At 62.9% G+C, this 22,458-nt stretch carries 19 protein-coding genes; 9 read left to right on the forward strand and 10 right to left on the reverse strand.

Translation table 11 applies throughout. The annotated features are described in order from the left end of the window. Positions 1–2: 2 nt before the first annotated feature. Together EJ069_RS06680 and EJ069_RS06685 are read right to left on the reverse strand one after the other, a co-directional pair. Positions 3–1,370, reverse strand: coding sequence for an aspartate aminotransferase family protein (locus EJ069_RS06680; protein WP_126060619.1), 1,368 nt, complete (start codon positions 1,368–1,370; stop codon positions 3–5). Then, entirely contained in the window at positions 1,367–3,016 is a 1,650-nt protein-coding gene (locus EJ069_RS06685; protein ID WP_126060620.1) for a N,N-dimethylformamidase beta subunit family domain-containing protein, read from the reverse strand. The genes EJ069_RS06680 and EJ069_RS06685 overlap by 4 nt, the downstream gene beginning before the upstream one ends. Positions 3,017–3,165: 149 nt before the next feature. On the opposite strand from EJ069_RS06685, the gene EJ069_RS06690 reads away from it, so the two are divergent. Beyond that, complete coding sequence (locus tag EJ069_RS06690; protein WP_042644583.1) at positions 3,166–3,414, forward strand: ParB N-terminal domain-containing protein; 249 nt, start codon at positions 3,166–3,168, stop codon at positions 3,412–3,414. Between the two features lie 10 nt (positions 3,415–3,424). On the opposite strand, the gene EJ069_RS06695 is transcribed toward EJ069_RS06690, so the two are convergent. Next, positions 3,425–4,459, reverse strand: a complete 1,035-nt coding sequence (locus EJ069_RS06695; RefSeq protein WP_126060621.1) for a 2OG-Fe(II) oxygenase family protein — start codon at positions 4,457–4,459, stop codon at positions 3,425–3,427. Positions 4,460–4,643: 184 nt separating this feature from the next. Here EJ069_RS06695 and EJ069_RS06700 point away from each other — a divergent pair, with 184 nt between their 5' ends. Beyond that, positions 4,644–5,039: a GFA family protein gene (locus EJ069_RS06700; protein WP_126060622.1), complete on the forward strand. Its 396-nt coding sequence runs from the start codon at positions 4,644–4,646 to the stop codon at positions 5,037–5,039. 273 nt (positions 5,040–5,312) lie between these two features. Continuing rightward, the gene (locus EJ069_RS06705; protein ID WP_126060623.1) at positions 5,313–5,525 is read left to right on the forward strand and encodes a hypothetical protein; all 213 of its coding nucleotides are present in this window, start codon (positions 5,313–5,315) and stop codon (positions 5,523–5,525) included. Positions 5,526–5,543: 18 nt separating this feature from the next. On the opposite strand, the gene EJ069_RS06710 is transcribed toward EJ069_RS06705, so the two are convergent. Continuing rightward, a complete protein-coding gene (locus EJ069_RS06710; RefSeq protein WP_126060624.1) occupies positions 5,544–6,476 on the reverse strand; it encodes a hypothetical protein in 933 nt (310 codons plus the stop codon). Between the two features lie 205 nt (positions 6,477–6,681). On the opposite strand from EJ069_RS06710, the gene EJ069_RS06715 reads away from it, so the two are divergent. The 3 genes from EJ069_RS06715 (at position 6,682) to EJ069_RS06725 (ending at position 9,660) form a co-directional block, all read left to right on the forward strand. Then, positions 6,682–7,554 carry an undecaprenyl-diphosphate phosphatase gene (locus EJ069_RS06715; protein WP_126060625.1) on the forward strand — a complete coding sequence of 291 codons (873 nt, stop codon included), beginning with the start codon at positions 6,682–6,684 and terminating at the stop codon, positions 7,552–7,554. A gap of 46 nt (positions 7,555–7,600) precedes the next feature. After that, a complete protein-coding gene (locus tag EJ069_RS06720) occupies positions 7,601–8,386 on the forward strand; it encodes a phosphodiester glycosidase family protein (protein WP_126060626.1) in 786 nt (261 codons plus the stop codon). 152 nt (positions 8,387–8,538) lie between these two features. Continuing rightward, positions 8,539–9,660: a GH25 family lysozyme gene (locus EJ069_RS06725; protein ID WP_126060627.1), complete on the forward strand. Its 1,122-nt coding sequence runs from the start codon at positions 8,539–8,541 to the stop codon at positions 9,658–9,660. A gap of 240 nt (positions 9,661–9,900) precedes the next feature. Here the strand turns inward: EJ069_RS06725 and EJ069_RS06730 are convergent, their stop codons facing one another. Next, positions 9,901–10,353: a pyridoxamine 5'-phosphate oxidase family protein gene (locus EJ069_RS06730; protein WP_126060628.1), complete on the reverse strand. Its 453-nt coding sequence runs from the start codon at positions 10,351–10,353 to the stop codon at positions 9,901–9,903. A gap of 280 nt (positions 10,354–10,633) precedes the next feature. Continuing rightward, positions 10,634–11,005 (reverse strand): VOC family protein, encoded by a 372-nt coding sequence (locus EJ069_RS06735; RefSeq protein WP_126060629.1) that lies wholly within the window; start codon positions 11,003–11,005, stop codon positions 10,634–10,636. Positions 11,006–11,086: 81 nt separating this feature from the next. On the opposite strand from EJ069_RS06735, the gene EJ069_RS06740 reads away from it, so the two are divergent. Next, positions 11,087–11,551 carry a DUF488 domain-containing protein gene (locus EJ069_RS06740; protein WP_126060630.1) on the forward strand — a complete coding sequence of 155 codons (465 nt, stop codon included), beginning with the start codon at positions 11,087–11,089 and terminating at the stop codon, positions 11,549–11,551. Between the two features lie 255 nt (positions 11,552–11,806). After that, the gene (locus tag EJ069_RS06745; protein WP_126060631.1) at positions 11,807–12,337 is read left to right on the forward strand and encodes a hypothetical protein; all 531 of its coding nucleotides are present in this window, start codon (positions 11,807–11,809) and stop codon (positions 12,335–12,337) included. 70 nt (positions 12,338–12,407) lie between these two features. Here EJ069_RS06745 and EJ069_RS06750 read toward each other — a convergent pair whose 3' ends face one another. Then, complete coding sequence (locus EJ069_RS06750) at positions 12,408–16,196, reverse strand: vitamin B12-dependent ribonucleotide reductase (RefSeq protein ID WP_126060632.1); 3,789 nt, start codon at positions 16,194–16,196, stop codon at positions 12,408–12,410. A gap of 711 nt (positions 16,197–16,907) precedes the next feature. Here EJ069_RS06750 and gltX point away from each other — a divergent pair. After that, on the forward strand, positions 16,908–18,281 hold the full coding sequence (gltX, locus tag EJ069_RS06755) for a glutamate--tRNA ligase (RefSeq protein WP_126060633.1): 1,374 nt from the start codon (positions 16,908–16,910) through the stop codon (positions 18,279–18,281). On the opposite strand, the gene EJ069_RS06760 is transcribed toward gltX, so the two are convergent. The 3 genes from EJ069_RS06760 to EJ069_RS06770 all read right to left on the reverse strand — a co-directional run bounded on the left by EJ069_RS06760 (position 18,199) and on the right by EJ069_RS06770 (position 22,325). Further along, positions 18,199–19,419 carry a DUF2865 domain-containing protein gene (locus tag EJ069_RS06760; protein ID WP_126060634.1) on the reverse strand — a complete coding sequence of 407 codons (1,221 nt, stop codon included), beginning with the start codon at positions 19,417–19,419 and terminating at the stop codon, positions 18,199–18,201. The genes gltX and EJ069_RS06760 overlap by 83 nt on opposite strands. A 49-nt stretch (positions 19,420–19,468) precedes the next feature. Continuing rightward, positions 19,469–19,879, reverse strand: a complete 411-nt coding sequence (locus tag EJ069_RS06765; protein ID WP_126060635.1) for an MAPEG family protein — start codon at positions 19,877–19,879, stop codon at positions 19,469–19,471. 121 nt (positions 19,880–20,000) lie between these two features. After that, positions 20,001–22,325: an NADP-dependent malic enzyme gene (locus EJ069_RS06770; protein WP_126060636.1), complete on the reverse strand. Its 2,325-nt coding sequence runs from the start codon at positions 22,323–22,325 to the stop codon at positions 20,001–20,003. Between the last annotated feature and the right edge of the window lie 133 nt (positions 22,326–22,458).

Genomic DNA, 22,458 nt, shown 5'->3' on the forward strand with positions numbered 1-22,458 from the left:
GCTCAGTGATTGACCGGCAGGTCAAGTTCGGCGGCAAGTGCCTCCAGCGTGTCGCCAAGCACCGCGATGATCTCGCCAATCTGTTCGCGGGTTGTGATCAAAGGCGGGCAGACCATGAAATTATCACTCACCGGCCCGCCGCGCACGCGCCGCGAGTAGATGATGAGTCCACGCTCGAAGGCCAGGTCGATGAGCCGCAAATTGGCGTTGAGATTTTGTGGCAACGGCGTCCTGGCCAAGGGGTCGGCGTAGAGCTCCGCACCCATGAACAGCCCCTTGCCTCGCACGTCGGCAATGAAAGGAAAGCGACCCGACAGCGCTTCGAGTTCGCCCCTCAGCACTTCGCCCATGACGGCGGAATTCTCGACCAGGCCAAGGCGGTCGACCTCGCCGAGGACGGCAATACCGGCCGCGCAGGCGACGGGGTTACCGCCATAGGTATGGCCATGCAGGAAGCCGCCCGCCGCAACGACGGGCCCGACGATCCTCTCTGTCGCGGCAAGCGCCCCCAAGGGCGCATAGCCGGAGCTCAGCCCTTTCGATAGCGCGACGATATCCGGCCGGCAGCTCCAATGGTCGCCGCCCAGGAACTTGCCTGTGCGCCCGACGCCGGTCATCACCTCGTCATGGATCAACAGGATGCCGTAGCGGTCGCAGATTTCCCGGATGCGGGGAAAATAGCTGTCGGGCGGCACCAGTGCCGCCGTCGCCGCGCCGCCAATCGGCTCCATGATGAAGGCAAGCACGCTTTCGGGGCCTTGCTCCAGAATTTTTTCCTCAAGCATGTCAGCGTAGCGGACGCCGCGCTCTTCCAGCGACAGATTATCTTGGTCGCGATGAAAAAACGGCGCCGGCACCAACGGCATCGGCCGTCCGACCGGGTCGAATGTCTTGGTCAGGACATCGTCGCCGGTGACGGCAAGCGTGCCAAGCGTGATGCCGTGATAGGAGGGCATGCGACCTATGATTTTCCAGCGCTTGTCCTGGCCTGTCGCGACCGCCCATTGGCGCGCGAGCTTGAGGCAGGCCTCGACCGCCTCGGAACCGCCGGAAACGAGATAAATGCGCTCGAGCCCGTTCGGAAGCCGCTCGGCCAAGTCCCGCGCCAGCGCGACGGCCTGTTCGTTCTCGAATTGGAAGATGTAGGCGAAGCTGACGCGGTCGAGCTGCCGCTTCATCGCATCGATGACGTTGCGATTGCCGTGACCGACATTGACGTTGACCGCGCCGCTCGACCCATCGATGTAGCGGCGACCGCTCTTGTCCCACAGATAGATGCCATCGGCGCGATCCACCATCGGCTGGGGCCGGCGTGTGAAGTGGAAAAGGTTCGGCCGGCTGACTGTTTCGATCGACTGCGCAGTGTTCATTTGCCCCTCTCGTCTCGGCCAAGATAGCGGTCGAGAACATTCTTGGTCACGCGTTCGACCATCGCGTCCTGCCTTAGCAGGCCGGCGACCCATTCGCAGCTTCCGGCGTGAAACACCTCGCCCTTGCCGCGCGGGAAATTGACGATCATGCCGTTGCCGCGCTTGACCTTGTCGAGATTGGCGTCGCTCGCCTCGCCGAAAAGCGTCTCGGCGGTGAAGCGGCCATCCTCGTCGGCGAGGAACTGGTCCTCGATCGGGATGTCGGCGCTTTCCTCGACCTGGCTCGCCATGCCGACGGCCAGCACCTGCAGGCCGTCGGGCGCGCCGCTGTCCGCGGTCGGGTAGGGCAGGCCGCCGCGGATCTCGAAATCGAGGCCGTCGACCTCGTAGCCATAGACATGGCTGTCGGCGCCGAGCAGGTCGCCATAATAGATGCCGGTGCCGGCGAAGGCCCAGTGCTCGGGACGGTAGACCGGAAAGCCGCGTACGCCGCGCGGGGCGCAGCCGCCCCAGCCGGCATAGACACCCCGCGTCGCATTGAGGCCGAAGGTGGCGCTGCCGGGGCGGCCGATCTCGGGCGCTTCCCAGGAATTGGTGGCGCGGGTGACGTCGCCGCCGCGATAGGCCGGGTCCTCGGCGCGCGCCTTGTATTTGTAGCAGACCTGGCGGCGGCCTTGATCCTCCAGCCTCGTCTGCCACATGAAATTGCCGGCGAAGCGCGCCGCGTGCCCGCCGCGGGTCACATAGTTGTCGACCGCGTCGCGCATCTCCCAGGTCCAGTATTCATCGTGGCCGACGAAGACGACACAGTCGTAACCGTCGAGGATCTCGGGCGAGAAATGCAGCTCGTGCTGGCTGGCGAGATCGACCTGGTAGCCGGCGCGTTCGGCGAAGCGGAAGAAATGGCTGTCATAGCTTGCCCAGCCGGACGATGCGTATTTCTTCGAATGCCCGGTGGCAAAGGCCCACTCCATGTGTGGATAGCGTGGCACGGTCTTCGGCGGCACGGCGACTTCGAGCGGCACGCGCGGCGCGTCCTTTGGCAGCACGACGAAGCCGCGGCACCAAGGACGCTCAATCGACACCGTCGTTGCGTACTGGTCGCGGTTCGGACCGGTGATGCCCTGATAGTGGTTCGAGCCGCCCCAGGTGTTGTAGGCGGTCCAGGTGCCGGTCGCGGCGACCTGCAGCAGGCGGCCCGGCTTGCGGCCGGGCCGGGGCGCGACGATGAAAAGATGGTGGCTGCGGATCGGGTTGCCGTCGCGGCCTTCGACAAGAAGCGCGATGCGATAGGCGCCCGACGGCCAGTCGTCGCCGACGCGGAATTCGAACGACGCCTCCCAGCCGCAACCTTCGACCGAGCATTGGTCGGGCGTGTCCTGCCAGCGCGCCGACAGGCCTGCTCCCTCGAAGACTTTGGTTTCGCCGTCTCCGTCGCGAATGATCGCGATGCTGAATTGCGGCGCCGTCGAACTGACGAAAAGCGTGACTATTTCGCCCGGACGATAGGAAAACCGGTCGCTGTACCCCCAGATTTCGCCGCGCTCACCGTCCATCCCCGGCCATTCGTAATAATGGCCGCGCACCGCCTCGCGGCGCTGCTCGGGCGTCAGCCCGAAATCGGGAAATTCGGTGGGCAATTGCATCAAGCTGGACCTGAGATCACGAAGCCGTCATTGAGACCATCGGCCGGCCAAGCGTCAAATGGAAAGCATCGGGCCAGCAGGGACCCGCGTTTGTCGATATCCGGCAAACGGATTATTCATTGGGCGTTGTTCAGTGCCAGGGAGCCGACATGCTGCGTGTGCAAAAGGTCAAGGTCGACGACATCTACGTGCCGACGGCGCGGCGCAAGACGCTGCATCCCGAGACCGTGCGCCATCTCGCCGAGGATATCCTCGAGAACGGCATGAAGACGCCGATCCAGGTGCGGCACGACGGCAAGCGCCACATCCTGGTTGAGGGACTGCACAGGCTCGAAGCCGCGAAATGGCTGGGCGAGACCATGATCGATGCCTATCTCGTCCAGGCCAAGCGCCACTGATTCCTCTGATTCAGGAAGCCTTGGCCCGTCGCGGCTGGCGCAGATGCCTGACGCCGCTCATTTCGACGAATTTCGTCGCCGTGTCCCAGAGATAGTCGCCATAAAGGAACGGCTCGAAGGGCTCGGCGCCCTCTAGCGGCAGCGGCGCGATCTCGGCGTCGACGCGTGGCTCACAGAAGAACGGAATCGAGAAGCGCGCCTGTTTGGGCGCGATCACCCGATGCCGGGTCGCGCGCACCCGGCCGGCGGTCCAGCGCTCCAGCAGCTGGCCGAAATTGACGGCGAGCGTGTTGTCGGCGGGCGGCACGTCGATCCACTCGCCGGCAAGGTTTTTTGCCTGCAGGCCTTCGACGCCGTCCTGCGCCAGCAAGGTGACGAAACCGGAATCGGCATGCTCGCGGCCGATGATCGTCCGCATCTCGCCTTTGTGCAGCACGGAGAAGTCGGGCCCGCTGAGGTCGACGCCGCTGTTCGGGTCGCGCAGCGGGTAGCGGATCAGACGCAATGTGGAGATGCCGCCCTCGAAATCCTTATCGAAGATGGTCTCGGTCAGCCCCAGGCCGCGCGCGACCGAGCGCAGCAGTGCGTTGCCGACCGTCTCCATCGCCTTGTAGTAGCCGGAGGCAGCCTCGCGCCAGCCGGGCAGGGCGCTTTCCGGCGGGAGCGGCGTGGCCTCGCAGAGCGGATCGCCGGCATCGAGGCCGGAGGGTTTGGTGCGCGCGTCGGCGACGTCCGGCCCCATGTCGATGCCTTCCTTATAGGAGACGGCGCCAGGCTGCAGCGGAAACCAGCCGCGATAAACATTTTGTTTGGTGCGGTCGAAATTCCAGCGCAGCAGCTTCTGCTTTTCAGCCTCCGGCAGCGAAAAGATCGCCAGCAGCCGCGCCCGGTTCCGCTGCGTCAGCCAATCGTCGCCGGGAAAATCGCGGATTGACATGAAGCCGATGCCCGACGCCGCGGCCATGATCCTCAAGTCGGTCTGGTCGCGGGCGGGCGAGGGCGGACCGAACAAGGGTGCGATCGCGATCGTGTCGATGTCGGCCATCAATCTCCCTCCCGTCGGACGCCATAAGCAGGGCGCGGCGGCGGGCTATTGTCAATCGCAGGCGCGGACACGTCGTTAAGCCACCCATATCAGCGCAGGCGATCGCATCCTATCAGTGTTTTTTGTTTGACCCTCTCATGCCGGTCGCTACCTTGCCGGCATTTCCTCGAAACGGGTGTCGGTGATGGCGAAATATGAGGGCGGGTGCCTGTGCGGCGCGGTGCGTTACAGGGCCGAGGCGGAGCCGATCAACGAGCGCGTCTGCCATTGCCGGATCTGCCAGAGGGCGATCGGCGCGGCCTTCAACGCGCGACTCCTGTTCCGCATCGACGATGTGACCATCGAAGGGCCGGTGGCGACCATCAACTCCACGCCGGACCTCAAGCGCGGCTTCTGCCCGGCTTGCGGCACAACCCTGTTCTCGCGCCGCGATTCCAGAAACATTCTCGGCGTCACCTCCGGCTCGCTCGACGACCCGTCGCTGTTCAAGCCGGACATGCATTTCTGGACTGCCTCGAAGCAGCCCTGGCTGATGCTCGACGACGGCCTGCCGCAATATGAAGGCGCGCCGCCGGCGTAGCGTTTTACCTTCTCCCCTTGTGGGAGAAGGTGGATCGGCGCGCTAGCGCCGAGACGGATGAGGGGTGTTCCAGCGGAGTGAGACGCTGGCTTTCCCTGGAGCACCCCTCATCCGGCCGCTTCGCGGCCACCTTCTCCCACAAGGGGAGAAGGGGAAGAGCCCTGCACAAAAATTTCATCTCCGCTGCACGACATAGCCGGCAAAGCGTCATTGGCGGGCCATCTTTGGCTGCCTATCTAAGCGCCATGCGGGCAGGCATCGAGGAGGCGACGGATGAGCGAGAGCATCAACACCCTGGACGAGCTTTTGAACGACCCGATGATCCAGCTCGTGATGGCGCGCGACCGCGTGCGGCCGGCCGAGCTTCGCCTGCTCCTGGAAAAGGCGCGAGACAAGGCCGGCGATGATTCCCGTATCGACCAGGCTTCGGTGCCGCCGGCCCATGTGGTGGCAAGAAGCTGCCTGAAGCAGTGGCTGTACCGCTGAGGCAGCTCCAGGAAATGGTCAGCTCGAATACGCCGGCAGGTAAGCGTAGTGATTGCGTAAATAGGCGAGCTTGAAGCCGAGCCGGTCGTAGTTGCGATAGGCCGGTCCGTCGCGATCGCGGAGCGGCGCTTCAATATCGGCGACAAACAGCTTCGCGCCGGCCGCAATGCCGTCGCGAACCAGCCTTTCCCCAAGCATGGCATCCAGATCGAAGCTCGGCGCCATGATGCCGGGCACCGGAGCGTCGATGCCGCTCCAGGCGGCGCCGTCAGAGCCGATGAAAAGCGAGCGCACCGCGGCGACCGCGCCGCCACGTTTCAGCATGTAGTGGCGCCAACCCTTGCGGCCGACAAGCGCGGTGAGCCAGGGCGAGGTGGGGAGCCTGTATTTGGCATCGATGAAAGAAGCCCATTGCGAAGCCGTCCTGGGGGTCACCTCCTCGATAACGGGATCATCTACCGGGATCAGCGGGTCGCCGGGGAAGAGCGGTTCGGCTGGCAGCGGCGTCGCGTCGCGATAGATGCGTTCCCAGCCGCCCTGATGCTGCAGGCCGCGCGCCTCCAGCCAGCATCTCAGCCGCGCCGGCTCAGTGTGCGGGCTGGTGTAGAACCACGGCCGCGTGATGCCGGCATTGCGATAATGCGCGAGCAGCGCGTCGAGCTGTTCCTCGGTCGCCGGACCATCGACGCCGATATTCTTCACGCAGTTGAAATGGATGAACGGAATCGTCGTGCAGGTGGTCCAGACCAGATCGCCGTCGCTCGCGATCGACAGCCCTTGCCGTGCCGCGAAATCGGCGGGCGCCGCGTCGTAAAGGTCGCGCCAGGCCGCGACTTCGGCGCGCTCGATGGCGCGGCTGATGTCGCGCGATACCTCCTTGATCGCGATTTCCGGGGGGTGCGTTTCCGGCGGCACAACGGGCTCGAGTTCCGAGAGGGCGGCGGTCGACATGGCATGCTCCTCCGATATGCCTTACAGTGTAAGATTAGCGAATGATAATATGGTGCCAACCGTTGTCAAGCAGGATTAGCGGCACCTTACAAATCCGTGAGTTGGAATCACGCTATCGTGAGGCTAAGCCTCTCCCAGAGGGGCTTTTCGAAGACGATTCACTTTTGCCTCGGGCAGGGATCGAGGCGCAGGGAAAAGGGTTGAGATGACCGACGTCTGCACTCAAGGACTGGATACCGGCTTTGTCGGCCTGGGTTATGCCAAAGTGGCATTTCTGGGCATCGTGCAGGGCATCACCGAATTGCTGCCGATCTCGTCCACGGCGCATATGCGCATCGTGCCGGCGGTGCTCGGCTGGCAGGATCCCGGATCGGCCTTCTCGGCCGCGATGCAACTGGCGGCGCTGGCGGCGGTGATCAGCTATTTCTGGAGCGATGTCAGGGACGTGCTCTTCGGATCGATCTCGGCGATCTCGCGCCGCGATTTCGGCGACCGCTATTTCCGCCTGGCGATCAGCATCATCCTTGCCACAATCCCGATCATCATTGCCGGCCTTGCGCTTTCCGGTGTGCTCAACGCCTGCAATTCGCCGCTGCGCGGGCTCGCCGTCATCGGCTGGGCCTGTATAGCCATGGCGATCCTTTTGGCGCTCGCCGAGATCTTCGCCAGCCACAAGCTAATGCTGCGCCAGGCGTCGATCCTCGATGCGCTCTTGGTTGGCGTCGCCCAGGTCGGCGCGCTTATCCCTGGTGTCTCACGCTCGGGCTCGACGCTGACGGCGGCGATGGGGCTGGGCTTCGCCCGGCCGGAGGCGGCGCGCCTCTCCTTCCTGCTCGGTCTGCCGGCCATTGCGCTCGCCGGCCTCAAGGAACTCTATGAACTGCACAAGGTGCATCTCGACGCGCATGGCTGGTCGATCCTCGCCGTCGGCCTCGTCGTCGCCTCGATCTCGGCTTTCTTCGCGATATGGGGGCTGATGCGGGTGCTCGAACGCTTCTCTGCCTGGCCGTTTGTGATCTATCGCGGCCTGCTCGGCGTCGTGCTGCTGGTCAGCGTCGCGGCCGGTTGGTTGACTTGAAACTCGACCAATCCGCATTATCGACAGCTGACCGCCGGACGGGCTGATGGATCTTGGGACGCTGCTGCAATCCGTGCCGTTGCTGGCCACGCTGGTGAAATCGGCGGTGCCTGCCGCCGCAGGCGCCGGCATGGGGCTTGGCCAATGGCTGGCGGCGCTGCCGCCCTGCCGCAACCAGACTTTCGAGAACGCGGCCTATCTGGTCTGTGAGGCCGATCCGAAGCATTTTTCCATCGAGCTGTTCTGGAAGAACAAGGATGGCGACTTCTACCGGTCGCTGCACAATCTGCGCGACGCGCAGCAAGCGGCGGGGCGCAGCATGCTGTTCGGCATCAATGCCGGCATGTACCATCCGAACCTCGCTCCGGTTGGGCTCTATGTCGAGCGCGGCGAGCAGGTCACGCCGGCGAAGACCGGATCGGGAACCGGCAATTTCTCTATGCAGCCCAACGGCATCTTCTATCTCAGCGCCAACAAGGCAGGGGTTCGCGCGACCAAGGATTATCTCAAGCGTCCGCCGCGCGTCGATTACGCCACGCAGTCCGGGCCGATGCTGGTCATCGACGGCAAGCTGCATCCGAAATTCCATGCGGACGGCACCTCGCGAAAAATCCGCGATGGCGTCGGCGTGCGCGCCGACGGCGTGGCGGTCTTCGCGATCTCGGACGATGTCGTGACCTTCCACCAATTCGCGCGCCTGTTCCGCGACCAGCTCGGCTGCCCGAATGCGCTTTTCCTCGACGGCTCGATCTCAAGCCTCTATGCGCCCGGCATCGGCCGCAACGACGATTTCTGGAATCTCGGGCCGATGATCGGGGTGTTCAGGCGCTGACCGGGAACCTTCCCGGCGATGCTCACGAATCGGCCGGTCCGACCAAAGGTAAATTTTGATTCAAACTTTGTTGGTAATTTCTCATTAGGAATGGGGCTTCCGGCGGCGCTGTTCCTGCCTTCGGTCTGTTTTGTCTTGCGTACAGGTCAAAGATGCGGATTTTTGGCGTCGTCAGTTTCGTGCTCGCAGCGCTTTGCCTTGCCGGCTGCTCGTCCACGTCGGGCGTCGATGCCTTGCAGATGCCGTCCAACGAGACGACGAGCTCGGTCGTGCGGCCGAGCGCGCCGGTGTCGAAAGGCGTGAAGACCGCCGTAAGGGAAAAGACTGTCGAGACCGCGTCGATGTCGGGCATGGCGCGCATCACGCCGCCGGCGCCGCTGCTTGACGAAGGTAACGCGGGCGCTGACGACGAGAATTCGCGCCCCTTCGGCCTTGCCGAGGAGGAGACGGTGAACTTCCCGACGGGCGACCTGCCGGACAGCGTCGAGCCGCCGGTGCAGGAGGCGGCACTCGTCTCGCCGCCGAAGCGGCTGTCACGCGCCGCGCCGGCCATGCTTGCCGGGCCGGTCACGCGCTATGCCTTCCGCGATGCCAAGCCGATCAATTTCGGCCGCTCCTCGCCGCGCCATCTGGCCGTGCATGGCGTCGACGTCTCGCGCTGGCAGGGCAACATCAACTGGGAAAAGCTGCGCGCCCAGGGCGCTAACTTCGCCTATATCAAGGCGACGGATGGCGGCGATCATCTCGATCCGATGTTTATGAAGAACTGGCGCAACGCTGATGCCGCCGGGCTGAAGCGCGGCGCTTATCATTTTTTCTACTGGTGCCGCACCGCCGGCGAGCAGGCTGACTGGTTCATCCGCAACGTGCCGAAGATGGACGGCGCATTGCCGCCCGTCATCGACGTCGAGTGGAACGGCGAATCCTCCTGCAGGCGCAAGCCTTCGCGCGAAAAGGTGCTGGAGAAGATGCAGGTGTTCATGGACAAGCTGGAACGCCATTACGGCCAGCGCCCGATCATCTACACCAGCCCCGATTTCTATCGCGATAATTTGCGCGGCGCCTTCCTGGATTATCCGTTCTGGCTGCGCGCGGTGGCGGCTCATCCGTCAAAAGTCTATCCGGGCCGCAAATGGCTGTTCTGGCAATATTCAGGCTCCGGCCTGTCGCATGGCGTGACAGGCCGCATCGACCTCAACGTCTTCCACGGCGATGAGCGGCAATGGCGCGCCTGGCTGGGTGGCGGCGGGCAGATGATGGCCGACGCGGACTGAGGCGCTTCCGATCGCCTCGACTACCTCCGTGGCAGATGTCGCGACTCCGCCATCGTCACATAGGCGAGCACGACCATGAAGGTCGCGAAATAGGCCACGATGGCGGTGACGACGATCAGGCTCTCTGTAGGCATTTCCATCTCCTTGGAAAGAACGGCCGAGGAGACATCAGGAACGATGGACACGCCTTGATCTGGATCATGCGATCGATCAATTGGATTGCTGGCCGCCATGCCGCGCTCAGCAGGTGACCAGATCCGTGTGGCCGAAGCCTTTCGAGTAGTCGAGCACGGAGATCACAGTCGGCATCACGCGGAAGATGCGGACCTGATCCGGCGTCGGCATCGGACCGGGCATCGAGGTTTGCGGCGGATATTTCATCGGCAGCATACGCAACACCTTCTCGGCCTCGGCGCGGTCTTCCACAGGTTGCGCCCGCGCCGCCATGGAAAGCCCGGTGATCTCCATCACCTGCGGCGCGTCGTGGTCTATGGTCAGCGACAGGCGATCGTCCCGCGCCAGATTTGCCGCCTTCTGGCTGTCCAGGCCGCAGAGGAAGTAGAGGGTAAGGCCGTCATTGACGTAGCCCACAGTGGTCGCTTGCGGCCAGCCGTCAGGCCTCAGGGTTGCGACCGTCATGATCCGATGCTGGTCTAAAAGCGTCTGGATCTTGTTTTTGATCTCCTGGTCCATATTCGCCTCCGAAAGTCATTGCTGACGGCGACATGGTAGGGATCGTGGATAATATGGCTTTGATGTACGTCAACGCATAAGCAGCGGCGCAACTCGCGCTTTCGTCATCCTCGGGCTTGACCCGAGGATCCATGCCGTGACGCACGGCGAAGAATGCGGCCAATCAGAATTCTGCACCGCTGCAACGCTTCGACGTCACGGCATGGATTCCAGGGTCTGCGCGCGTCGCTTCGCTCCTTGCTCCGCCCTGGAATGACGAAGTCGCGAAGGCGATCGGTCCTCACCCCTCGTTGATCATCGCCTCGATATTATAACCATCGGGATCGAGCACGAAGCAGGCGTAGTAATTCTCTCCATAATCCGGACGTGGCCCTGGCGCGCCATTGTCGGCGGCGCCCGCCTCGAGCGCCGCGCGATGGAACGCATCGACCTCAGCCTTGCTCTTCGCCCGGAAGGCGACATGCAGATGGGTGAGCGGCGGCGTCTCGCCTGTGCGCTGGATCTCGAACAGGCAGCCATTGCCGACATCGAAGGCCCAGAAGATGCCGTCCTTGCCGAAGGCGAGGCTGTAGCCCAAGGGGGCGAAGGCCTTTTCACAGAAGAGCTTGCTCTTGTCGAGGTCGCTGACTTCGATGGTGATGTGATCGATCATTAAAACCTTCCAAGGTCGAGCGTCACGCTTCGGACAAGTTTGGTCGCTTATGACCATGGAAGCGGAGCAGTGAGATATTCTATGGCGCTACTGACGATTGGCTACGAAGGTTCCGAAATCGGCGATTTCGTGTCCGTTCTCAAAGCGGCAAAGATTGATATTCTTATTGATGTGCGAGATTTGCCGCTATCTAGGAAGGCGGGCTTTTCAAAAAATTCGCTCAGGAAGCACCTCGAAAATTCAGCAATCGAATATCAGCATGCGAAGATCCTGGGCGATCCAAAAGAGGGTCGCTTGGCCGCTCGAGCGGGTGATCGGCGCCGGTTCGAACGAATTTTCAGGAGCCATATTGCGAACGAGGCTGCCAAAAAAACAATTGGCGAGATATCTGCTCAGTCTGAAACAAAAAATATCTGCCTAATGTGTTTCGAGAGAGACCATAAAGACTGCCACCGTTCCATTGTTTGCGAAGAGATATTGAAAAATAGAAATACTGCGGTTAAGCATCTTGGAGTACCGAAGGGTTTTTGTCTAAAGGTGGCTTGATTGGCGTCTGTCACGCAACGTGATTCAGCAGTGATCCTAGTAAAGGCGGCGCCACGCGTAGGGGAGACCCACGGGGAATTGGTTTGCTGCGCGGGAATTAACTTAAGCGGCAGCTGGATTCGTTTGTATCCCGTCGCGTTTCGTACGCTAGAGGACGCCCAGAAGTTCGGCAGATGGGATACTATTGAATAGGGTTGGAGCCTTCCAAAAGGTGACCAGCGAAGTGAGAGCCGGCGGCTCGAACACAAATCTTTGGTGATCACAGGCAGTCTGTCTGAAAAGGCACGACCTCAGTTTTTGGCTCGGCACGTTGTTTCGAGTCTCGCCGCCGAGCTGGAGCAAGGCCGTAGTTTGGCGCTCGTTCGACCAAGAAGCGCGGAATTTCTGATTGAGCGGAAGGATCGTGACACATTTGAGAGTGAAAAAGCTAGATTTCTAATGTGGCATGAACAGGAGGCTAACAGCTTGTTTGGCTTCTTAGGAAAGAGCCTGGTCCCCTACGAGCCGGCACCTTTTTACTTCAAGTATAGATACGAGACCGATGATGGCGTTCGCGAAGGAACATGCCAAGATTGGGAAATTGAAGCCACCTTTCTTAAGTGGCAACGTCGCTACGGAGAGAAAGAGACTTTGCAGAAAATGTCGGATCGATTTGGCGCGGAATATCCGAAGAAGGGCTTTGTTCTCGCCATGGGAACTCATAAAGCCTACCCCCAGTGGTTGATTAACGGGGTTATCCGCCTCGACCATGGGATCGAAAACGAAATCCAACAATCGCTTTTTTGACGTCTAACGCAAATCGGCCCGATCTTACGACCGGGCCGATGATGTTGCGTTTTATTAGCGGCTCAGATTCTCAGCTGCACCCGCTCGTCGATCCACACGTGTCGCACTTCTCGCAGGTGCCGTTGCGCACCATGGTGAAGTTGTGGCATTCCGAGCATTCGTTGCCGGTGTAGCCTTGCAGCAGCGATTGCTGGCGCCTTGTCGCGGCTAGCTTCTTCGCCTCGGCGGCTTCGTTGGCGGCGGCGTCGGTGAAGAGCGCCTCGGCGCCGCCGGCGGCTTCGGCTTCCTCTTCCACCATGTCCTCGGCCAGTTCCCTGGCGCGTTCCTCATAGTCGCGTTTGTAGGCGAGCGCCTCGTCGCTGGCCGGCTTCAGCGCCAGCACGTTGGAACCGGCGAAGGCGGTCGGCGCTGCGCGGGCAGGGGTGATGGTAGCGGGAGAGGGACTTGAACCCCCGCCAAAGCCCTTGGGCTCGCTGCCGATGCCCGACACCAGCTTCACCGGCGAGGCGCCGCGATAGAGGCCCTTGGAAAAGGGCGTCGCCTTGCCTTCGGTGATGCCGCGGCCGAGCGCCGTCTTGTCGAAATCCGACTGGTCGACATGGGCGAGGTCGTGGCGGCCGAGATAGGAGACGGCGAGCTCGCGGAACACGTAGTCGAGGATCGACGTGGCGTTCTTGATCGCGTCGTTGCCCTGCACCATGCCGGCCGGCTCGAACTTGGTGAAGGTGAAGGCCTCGACATATTCATCGAGCGGCACGCCATATTGCAGGCCGAGCGAGATGGCGATGGCGAAGTTGTTCATCATGGCGCGGAAGGCAGCACCTTCCTTGTGCATGTCGATGAAGATCTCGCCGAGGCGGCCATCGTCGAACTCACCGGTGCGCAGGTAGACCTTATGGCCGCCGACGACGGCCTTCTGCGTGTAACCCTTGCGGCGGTTCGGCAGCTTTTCGCGGTCGCGGTAGAGACGTTCCACCACGCGCTCGACGATCTTTTCCGTCACCTGCACAGCGCGCTGCGCGGCCGGCGCGGCGATCAGCTGCTCGACCGCCTCGTCCTCGTCCTCCTCGCCATCGGCGAGCAGCGAGGCATTGAGCGGCTGCGAGAGCTTCGAGCCGTCGCGATAAAGCGCGTTGGCCTTCAGCGCCAACTTCCAGGACAGCATGTAGGCGCTCTTGGCGTCCTCGACCGTCGCCTCGTTCGGCATGTTGATGGTCTTGGAGATGGCGCCAGAGATGAAAGGCTGGGCCGCCGCCATCATCAGGATGTGGCTCTGGATCGAGAGCGAACGCTTGCCGATCTTGCCGCAGGGGCTGGCGCAGTCGAACACCGGCAGGTGCTCGGCCTTGAGGAAGGGCGCGCCTTCGAGCGTCATCGCACCGCAGACATGGATGTTGGCGGCGTCGATGTCCTTCTTGGAGAAGCCGAGCGCCGGCAGCATCTCGAACGAGACGTCGCCGAGTTGCTCGTCGGTGAAGCCGAATGTGTCCTTCACCCAGTCGGCGCCGAGCGTCCACTGGTTGAACACGAACTTGATGTCGAAGGCCGACTTCAGCGCAGCGTTGAGCGCCGCGATCTTCTCATCGTTGAAGCCCTTGGCCTTGAGCGTCGACGGGTTGATGCCGGGCGCCTGGTTGAGGTTACCGTGGCCGACGGCATAAGCCTCGATCTCGGCGATCTGGCTTTCGGAGTAGCCGAGCGTGCGCAGCGCTTCCGGCACGGCGCGGTTGATGATCTTGAAGTAGCCGCCGCCGGCGAGCTTCTTGAACTTCACCAGGGCGAAGTCGGGCTCGATGCCGGTGGTGTCGCAATCCATGACGAGGCCGATCGTGCCGGTCGGCGCGATCACGGTCGCCTGCGCGTTGCGGTAGCCGTGCTCCTCGCCAAGCTCGATGGCGCGGTCCCAGGCGGCGCGGGCATGCTCGGCCAAAGCCGGCTGCTTCAGGTCGGAGGCGACGAGAGGCACCGGATTGACGGCGAGTTTTTCGTAGCCGTCCTTGTCGCCATAGGCAGCGCGGCGGTGGTTGCGCATGACGCGCAGCATGTTCTGGGCGTTGCGGTCATAGTCCGGGAAGGCGCCGAGCTCGGAGGCCATTTCGGCCGAGGTCGAGTAGGCGACGCCGGTCATGATCGCGGTGAGCGCGGCGCAGATCGCTCGGCCCTCATCGGAGTCGTAGGGGATGCCCGAGGTCATCAGCAGGCCGCCGATATTAGCGTAGCCGAGGCCGAGCGTACGGTAGTCGTAGGAGAGCCTGGCGATCTCCTTGGACGGGAACTGCGCCATCATCACCGAGATTTCGAGCACGACGGTCCACAGGCGAACGGTATGCTCGTAAGCGGCGATGTCGATCGTGCCGTCTTCCCTGCGGTAGGGCAGAAGGTTGATCGAGGCGAGGTTGCAGGCCGTGTCGTCGAGGAACATGTATTCCGAGCACGGGTTGGAAGCCCGGATCGCACCGGCGGAGGCGCAGGTGTGCCAGTCGTTCATCGTCGTGTTGAAGTGCAGGCCCGGATCGGCGGAAGCCCAGGCGGCGTAGCCGATCTTTTCCCACAGGTCGCGGGCCTTCAGCGTCTTCAGCACCTTGCCGTCCTTGCGGGCGGTGAGCTGCCAGTCGCCATCGGCCTCGACGGCGCGCAGGAAATTGTCCTTCAGCGAAACCGAATTGTTGGAGTTCTGGCCCGACACGGTGAGATAGGCATCCGAATCCCAGTCGGTGTCGTAGGTGTTGAACGCCATCGAGGTGTAGCCTTGCTTGGCGAACTGGATGACGCGGTAGATGTAGTTCTCCGGCACGGCGTCCTTCTTGGCCGCCTTGATCTCGCGCTTCAGCGCGGTGTTCAGCGCCGGGTCGAAGCAGTCGTCGCCATTGCCTTCGCAATTGACGCAGGCCTTCATGATGGCTTCGAGGTGCTTCTTGACGATCTTGGAGCCGGTCACCAGCGAGGCGACCTTCTGCTCCTCATTGACCTTCCAGTCGATGAACTGCTCGATGTCGGGGTGGTCGGCATCGACGATGACCATCTTGGCGGCGCGGCGCGTCGTGCCGCCCGACTTGATGGCGCCGGCGGCGCGGTCGCCGATCTTGAGGAAGCTCATCAGGCCGGAGGAGCGGCCGCCGCCGGACAGCTTCTCGCCTTCGCCGCGCAGCATCGAGAAGTTAGAGCCGGTGCCGGAGCCGTATTTGAACAGGCGCGCCTCGCGCACCCACAGGTCCATGATGCCGCCCTCGTTGACGAGGTCGTCCTGCACGCTCTGGATGAAGCAGGCATGCGGCTGCGGATGCTCATAGGCCGACTTCGACTTGGTCAGCTTGCCGGTGAAGGGGTCGACATAGAAGTGTCCCTGGCTCGGGCCGTCGATGCCATAGGCCCAGTGCAGGCCGGTGTTGAACCATTGCGGCGAGTTCGGCGCGACGCGCTGAGTGGCGAGCATATAGGCGAGCTCGTCGCGGAAGGCGCGCGCGTCTTCCTCGGACTTGAAGTAGCCGCCCTTCCAGCCCCAATAAGTCCAGGTGCCGGAGAGACGATCGAAGACCTGGCGGGCGTCGGTTTCCGAACCATAGCGCTCCGCCTCGGGCAGCTTCGCGAGCTCGGCCTCGTCGGCGATCGAGCGCCACAGGAAGGAGGGAACGTCGTTCTCCTCGACCTTCTTCAGCCGAGCTGGCACGCCGGCCTTGCGGAAATATTTCTGGGCCAGGATGTCTGCGGCGACCTGGCTGAACTGCGCCGGCACATCGATGTTGTCGAGGCGGAACACGACCGAGCCGTCGGGATTCTTGATCTCCGACAGGGCCTTGCGGAATTCGATCTCCGCGTAGGCTGATTGCTCTGGCTTGGTGAAGCGACGCTCGATGCGCATTGGTCCGGTCCCTTTGTGTCTATATATAGCGCCTTTCCCCGGGGATTTCTGCCCCACATGGCGAAAAGCGCAGTCCGCCGTTTGCCGGCATTGCGAGCAGCGCCGGCACTCTCCTCGTCGCAGGCGCCGGCTTGCAGGCAGCAGAACGCTTTCCCAGGCATTTGCCCAGGCTGCAGGCCGACCCTCGCGGGTCCCTAAACTGAAACTTTGATCGATTCCCTCCGTAGAGGAAGGTCACATTATCTAGCGTCTAGCCTGCCTGCAAACACTAAATATAGTGTTAACAGATGATTTTTTCCAGGCCGACAATTCTCCCTTTCGCCCACCCAAACCCCAAAGATCCCAACGCTTCCGCCGGCCTCGTGAACAGGCGGAAATCCGGGCAAAACGCACAAAATCCGGGAAAAAAGACCGGCCTCGAAACTCTCCGGTCACGCCCGCAACAGGAGCGCATGGCCTATAAAAAGCGACTCGTTCCGACCCGTCAAGGATTCGTTTTTGTAGCTTTTGTGACCCCAACATCTTGTGTGTCACATATGTGGATAACGGGGACATGCGAAGCCCAGGTCCCCCGGCACTTGACGCGGTTTATCAGGCTGCCGCGAAGCCAGTCTGGCCGGCGGCTTTTCATTTTAACTGGCTTGCACTATCTGTTGCGTTCGTGCGGGGGCGCGCCTTGTCAACGCCAAAAGCATCCGCTACGCCCCGCTCATGACAGTCACCGTCCGTTTCGCTCCATCGCCGACCGGCCGCATCCATATCGGCAATGCGCGCACCGCGCTGTTCAACTGGCTTTTCGCCATCAACAACAAGGGCCGTTTCATCCAGCGCTTCGACGACACCGACATTGCCCGCTCGAAGCAGGAATATGCCGATTCCATCCTTTACGACCTGCACTGGCTGGGCATCTTCCCGGATGTCACCGAGTACCAGTCGCGCCGCTTCGATATCTACGACGCGGCGGTCGAGCGGCTGAAGGCGGCGCGGGTGCTCTATGCCTGCTACGAAACACCGGAAGAGCTCGACCTGCGCCGCAAGGTGCGTCGCACGCGCGGCCTGCCGCCGGTCTATGGCCGCGAGGCGCTGACGCTGACGCCGGAGCAGGTGGCTGAATACCAGTCGGATGGACGCAAGCCCCATTGGCGCTTCCTTTTGCCCAATTTCACCAGCGATCCGCTGCAGCCGGAGCGCACGGACGTGCATTGGAGCGATCTGGTGCGCGGCGAGGAGACGGTCGATCTTGCCTCGCTGTCGGACCCCGTCCTGGTGCGTGAGGACGGCACCTATCTCTACACGCTGCCTTCGGTGGTCGACGATATCGAGATGGGCGTCAGCCATGTCATCCGCGGCGACGACCATGTCACCAACACCGGTGTGCAGATCGCGATCTTCAAGGCGCTCGGCGCCGAGCCGCCGGTCTTCGGCCACCACAATCTGCTCACCACCACCACGGGCGAGGGGCTGTCGAAGCGGACCGGCGCGCTGTCGATCGAGAGCCTGCGCCAGGACGGAATCGAGCCGATGGCGGTCGCGTCGCTGGCCGTGCTAGTCGGCACGTCGGAGAATGTCACCGCCGCGCACGACCTCAACGAGCTTGCCAGCCATTTCGACCCGGCGGCGACATCCAAATCCGCTTCCAAGTTCGATCCGGACGAGCTCCTCGTGCTCAACCGCGCGCTGATGCATCACATGTCATTCGAGGACGCCCGCGACCGGCTGATGGTGCTGGGCATTTCCGGCGACAAGGCCGAGGCGTTCTGGCTGGCGGTGCGCGGCAATCTCGACCGCCTGTCGGATGCGGTCGCCTGGTGGCGAATCCTAAGCGAAGGCCCGCAGGAGCCGGCCGAGTTTTCCGGCGAGGACCGCGATTTCCTTCACCAGGCATTCGAGCTGCTGCCGGAGGAGCCGTGGAACGGCACGGTCTGGAAGGACTGGACCGGCAAGATCAGGGAAGCGACCGGGCGTAAGGGCAAGCCGCTGTTCATGCCGCTGAGACTGGCGCTCACCGGGCGGACTTCGGGGCCGGAGCTTTCAGATCTATTGCCGCTGATGGGTCGGGAAGGAACGCTGGCCCGACGACCCTGACCTTGCGCTGATCCGGTGGCAGCATCGAGACCGGCGATACCGGCACCTTGGTGGTCAGCCGCTTGATCGCGTCCTGGTCGAGCCCGCCTTCGGCATTGGCGAGCGTTTCGGGATCGGCGCCCGGATCGGGCTTCACCGCCGGCATGGGAATGAAGGGCGCCATCCCATCCGGCTGCGATTGTTCGGGGTTGGGCGGATTGCCGCCGATGATCGTGAAATTCCCGGCCTGCGCGTTGCATCCGCAAGTGGGCGGCCGCGAATAATTGGCCTGCTTGTAGAGATAGGCGGTCGGCAGCGAGCTGTAGGGTTGGCCGGTGACCGAGGAGGTCATCGATCCCGAATCGTCGTCCATCCCACGCGAATAGAAGACCTGCATCTCGGTGCCGGGGCAGCTCGATTCGCAATTCTTCTGGTCGCGTTCGAAATCGCCGACGGAGGCGGCGTTGGACATCGGGTAGAAATACCCGTCGCAGGTGCGCACGCACATGGTGCGGAACTCGCCGCCCAAGCGCGGCAGGTCCATGCCGTCCGGCTGGTTGATGACGCGGCGGATGTTGCGCACGCTCGGATCATCAAGCGGCACGTCCGCCGTGTCCGGCATGTCAGGAGCGTCGGGCGTTTCGAGCTGCTGGTCCTGGCGCCCGAAAAGCTGCTCGAACAGATTGCCGCCGCCATTGTCACGGGAAGCCTCCTGAAGCGGCGCGCGTCGCGGCGCGATCTCGTCGTCGCGGCAGTTGTTGGCATCGAGCGCCGCCAGGATACGGCTGCGGTCGTGCCGCGTGCCACCGGCGGATAGTCGCTCGCGCTTTGCCTGCAATGTGTCGAGATTGGCATTCATGCGCTCTATCGAGGCGTTGATCGCCGCGCACTGGCTGACATTGCGCGAAAACAGCGTGAAGCCGCAACCGGCATCGCTTGCCCGGCCGCGGGCCTTCGCAAGCTGCTCGCGCTGGCGAGCGATGGCGTCGTCATATTTGCGGACGAGGCCCGGCCCGCCGCCGCCCCCGCGTGTCGCGGCGAGTTCGGCTTCAAGCTGGCGGCAAGTGCGGGAAGCTGCCTGCGGCTCGGTCACGGCAACGGCCGACGCGGCGAACGCTGAAAGCAGCGCCGCGAGATGCGTCAGCTTCAACCCTTTCATCCGCCTGACACCCCGATTGTCCGTAGCCGGAAGGCTAGCGTGCTCGTGGTTAACTGTTTCCTAGCAGGGGCCACACCGAAGCTAACAGAAGCATGGCGATTCCAACAAACGCGACGTTCCAGACGAGCGAGCGAAGCAGGGGAACACCGAATGCGTAGAGCGGAAGATAGACCAGTCTGGCCGAAAAATAGAGTCCGGCGCCCCACTCGCTGAGCGAGGTCTCACGGCCGGCCGCGTGGACAAGAAAAACCGCCGCCACGAATACTGGAAATGTCTCGACGAAGTTCCGCAGTGCCTTTTCCAGCCGTCCCGCCATCCCGGTGAGCGGAGGGACTTCGGCGTCTCGGGCGCTGGCCGTCCAGCGATAACCCCGCTGAAAGCTCGCCGAATGCGAGGCGAGAACTATGTGAATGAAACAGAGCACACAACTTGCGGCCAGCATGGTCAGTTCGAATCTCATTCAACCCTCGCACCTGCCCATTCGTCTTTCGCGCTTGGATACCCAAACGCGACGGTGAGGCCGCGATGGGCATCACCAGCTTACAACGATGCGCCATCGGCATCTAAGGTCAGAGTCGTTCTCAATTCAGGTCGACAAGCGCCTGCGCCTTGTGCGCCGCCTCGACGACGGCCAGCGCGGTCATGTTGACGACGCCGCGCGAGGTCACCGACGGCGTCAATATATGGGCGGGCTTGTCGGTGCCGAGCAGGATCGGCCCGACATGCAGCGCATCCATCATCGCGCCCAGCGCCGTCAGCGTGATATTGGCCGAATCGAGGTTCGGGAAGACCAGCAGATTGGCCTCGCCCGTCAGCCTGGAATGCGGATAGACGCGCTGGCGCAGATGTTCCGAAAGCGCGGTATCGGCATGCATCTCGCCGTCGCATTCAAGGTCGGGCGCGATGCGCGCCAGGATCGCCGCGGCTTGCCGCATCTTGAATGCGCTCGGCGCGTCGCGCGAGCCGAAATCGGAGAAGGAGAGCAGGGCGGCCTTGGGTTCCATGCCGAAACGCCTGATTTCCTCGGCCGCCAGAACGGTCATCTCCGCGATCTCCTCGGCTGTGGGATCGATGGAGACATAGGTGTCGGTGAGAAAGATGATGCCCCGCTGCGAAATCAGCATGGAGAGCGCCGACAGATCGCGGTCCTTGACGCCGGCGCGCGGCCCGATGATCAGCGAGACATTGCGCAAGTGCCGCTCGAAACGACCTTCGAGCCCGCAGATCATGGCATCCGCATCGCCACGCTTCAGCGCGAGCGCCGCGATAACCGTATTGTTGGTGCGCACCATGGTGCGGGCGGCTTCCGTCGTCACGCCGCGCCGGCCGGCGAGCTCGATCAAAAGGTCGACATAATGGCGGTAGCGCGGATCGTCTTCCGGATTGATCAATGCGAAATCGACGCCGGGACGAATGCGCAGGCCGTAACGCTTCAGGCGGACCTCCACCACATGGGGGCGGCCGATCAAAGTCGGTTCGGCGATGCCTTCCTCCTGCACCACCTGGGCGGCGCGGAGCACGCGTTCGTCCTCGCCATCGGCGTAGATGACGCGCTTGGCGCTTGAAGCCTTGGCGGAGGAAAACACCGGCTTCATCACCAGGCCGGAGCGGAAGACGAAGCGGTTGAGCTTGTCGATATAGGCGGCGAAGTCGGCAATCGGCCGCGTCGCGACCCCGGTGTCGCAGGCGGCCTTCGCCACCGCCGGCGCGATGCGCAGGATAAGGCGCGGATCGAAGGGCGAGGGGATAAGAAAATCGGGGCCGAACATCGGCGTCTCGCCGGAATAGGCGCGGGCGGCGACGTCCGAAGGCTCCTCGCGGGCAAGGGCGGCGATCGCCCGCACCGCCGCCATTTTCATCTCCTCATTGATGGCGCTGGCGCCGCAATCGAGCGCGCCGCGGAAGATGTAAGGAAAGCACAGCACATTGTTGACTTGATTGGGGAAATCGGAGCGCCCGGTGCAGATCATGGCGTCCGGCCGGGCGGCGCGCGCCAGCTCCGGCATGATCTCGGGATTGGGGTTGGCCAAAGCCAGGATCAGCGGTTTCGGCGCCATATGCTGCAGGAGCTCGGGCTTCAGCACGCCGGCGGCGGAGAGGCCGAGAAAGACGTCGGCGCCGGAAATGACATCGGCCAGCGTGCGCGCCTCGGTATCCTTCACATAAGGGTCCTTCCAGCGATCCATCTCCTCGACGCGGCCCTTGTAGGCGACGCCGAAACGGTCGGTAACCCAGATGTTTTCCACCTGGGCGCCGAGCGAGACCAGAAGGTTGAGGCAGGCAAGTGCTGCGGCGCCCGCGCCGGAAGTGACGATCTTGATGTCGGAAATCGCCTTGCCGGCCAGTTCCAGCCCATTGAGCACCGCGGCGGCGACGATGATCGCCGTGCCATGCTGGTCGTCATGGAAAACCGGAATGCCCATGCGGGCCTTCAGCCGCTCCTCGACCTCGAAACATTCCGGCGCCTTGATGTCCTCGAGATTGATGCCGCCGAAGGTCGGTTCGAGCGCGGCGACGGTTTCGACCATGCGCTCGATCTCCGGCGCGTCGATCTCGATGTCGAAGACGTCGATGCCGGCGAATTTCTTGAACAGCACGGCCTTGCCTTCCATCACCGGCTTGGAGGCGAGCGGGCCGATATTGCCGAGCCCGAGCACGGCCGAGCCGTTGGAGACGACGCCGACAAGATTGGCGCGGGCGGTGTAGTCGGCGGCGGTTGCCGGATCGTCGCGGATCTCGAGGCAGGGTGCGGCCACGCCCGGCGAATAGGCAAGCGCCAGGTCGCGCTGGTTGCCGAGCGGCTTGGTCGCCTGGATCTCAAGCTTTCCCGGCTTCGGGTGCTTGTGGAAGAAGAGGGCGGCCTCGTCGAGGTCCGACCGGGCCGTTTTCTTGTTCTCGCCGTCCATTGCGGCCCCTCCCTGCGATACTGGTTTGGAGCCTTTTAGCATGCGCCCGCGATTTTTCGCGACCGCAAATCGCAGGCTCCAGCTTCACAATGCCGGAGCAGAAATAATCTTCCGATTCCAGATGGTTGGCTGG

It is taken from the genome of Mesorhizobium sp. M2A.F.Ca.ET.043.05.1.1, from assembly GCF_003952445.1.
GTDB lineage: Bacteria > Pseudomonadota > Alphaproteobacteria > Rhizobiales > Rhizobiaceae > Mesorhizobium.

Bases quoted from the DNA above. Each gene is read 5' to 3' on its own strand.
- EJ069_RS06680 (WP_126060619.1), bottom strand. From the start codon at position 1,370: ATGAACACTGCGCAGTCGATCGAAACAGTCAGCCGGCCGAACCTTTTC.
- EJ069_RS06685 (WP_126060620.1), bottom strand. From the start codon at position 3,016: ATGCAATTGCCCACCGAATTTCCCGATTTCGGGCTGACGCCCGAGCAG.
- EJ069_RS06690 (WP_042644583.1), top strand. From the start codon at position 3,166: ATGCTGCGTGTGCAAAAGGTCAAGGTCGACGACATCTACGTGCCGACG.
- EJ069_RS06695 (WP_126060621.1), bottom strand. From the start codon at position 4,459: ATGGCCGACATCGACACGATCGCGATCGCACCCTTGTTCGGTCCGCCC.
- EJ069_RS06700 (WP_126060622.1), top strand. From the start codon at position 4,644: ATGGCGAAATATGAGGGCGGGTGCCTGTGCGGCGCGGTGCGTTACAGG.
- EJ069_RS06705 (WP_126060623.1), top strand. From the start codon at position 5,313: ATGAGCGAGAGCATCAACACCCTGGACGAGCTTTTGAACGACCCGATG.
- EJ069_RS06710 (WP_126060624.1), bottom strand. From the start codon at position 6,476: ATGTCGACCGCCGCCCTCTCGGAACTCGAGCCCGTTGTGCCGCCGGAA.
- EJ069_RS06715 (WP_126060625.1), top strand. From the start codon at position 6,682: ATGACCGACGTCTGCACTCAAGGACTGGATACCGGCTTTGTCGGCCTG.
- EJ069_RS06720 (WP_126060626.1), top strand. From the start codon at position 7,601: ATGGATCTTGGGACGCTGCTGCAATCCGTGCCGTTGCTGGCCACGCTG.
- EJ069_RS06725 (WP_126060627.1), top strand. From the start codon at position 8,539: ATGCGGATTTTTGGCGTCGTCAGTTTCGTGCTCGCAGCGCTTTGCCTT.
- EJ069_RS06730 (WP_126060628.1), bottom strand. From the start codon at position 10,353: ATGGACCAGGAGATCAAAAACAAGATCCAGACGCTTTTAGACCAGCAT.
- EJ069_RS06735 (WP_126060629.1), bottom strand. From the start codon at position 11,005: ATGATCGATCACATCACCATCGAAGTCAGCGACCTCGACAAGAGCAAG.
- EJ069_RS06740 (WP_126060630.1), top strand. From the start codon at position 11,087: ATGGCGCTACTGACGATTGGCTACGAAGGTTCCGAAATCGGCGATTTC.
- EJ069_RS06750 (WP_126060632.1), bottom strand. From the start codon at position 16,196: ATGCGCATCGAGCGTCGCTTCACCAAGCCAGAGCAATCAGCCTACGCG.
- gltX (WP_126060633.1), top strand. From the start codon at position 16,908: ATGACAGTCACCGTCCGTTTCGCTCCATCGCCGACCGGCCGCATCCAT.
- EJ069_RS06760 (WP_126060634.1), bottom strand. From the start codon at position 19,419: ATGAAAGGGTTGAAGCTGACGCATCTCGCGGCGCTGCTTTCAGCGTTC.
- EJ069_RS06765 (WP_126060635.1), bottom strand. From the start codon at position 19,879: ATGAGATTCGAACTGACCATGCTGGCCGCAAGTTGTGTGCTCTGTTTC.
- EJ069_RS06770 (WP_126060636.1), bottom strand. From the start codon at position 22,325: ATGGACGGCGAGAACAAGAAAACGGCCCGGTCGGACCTCGACGAGGCC.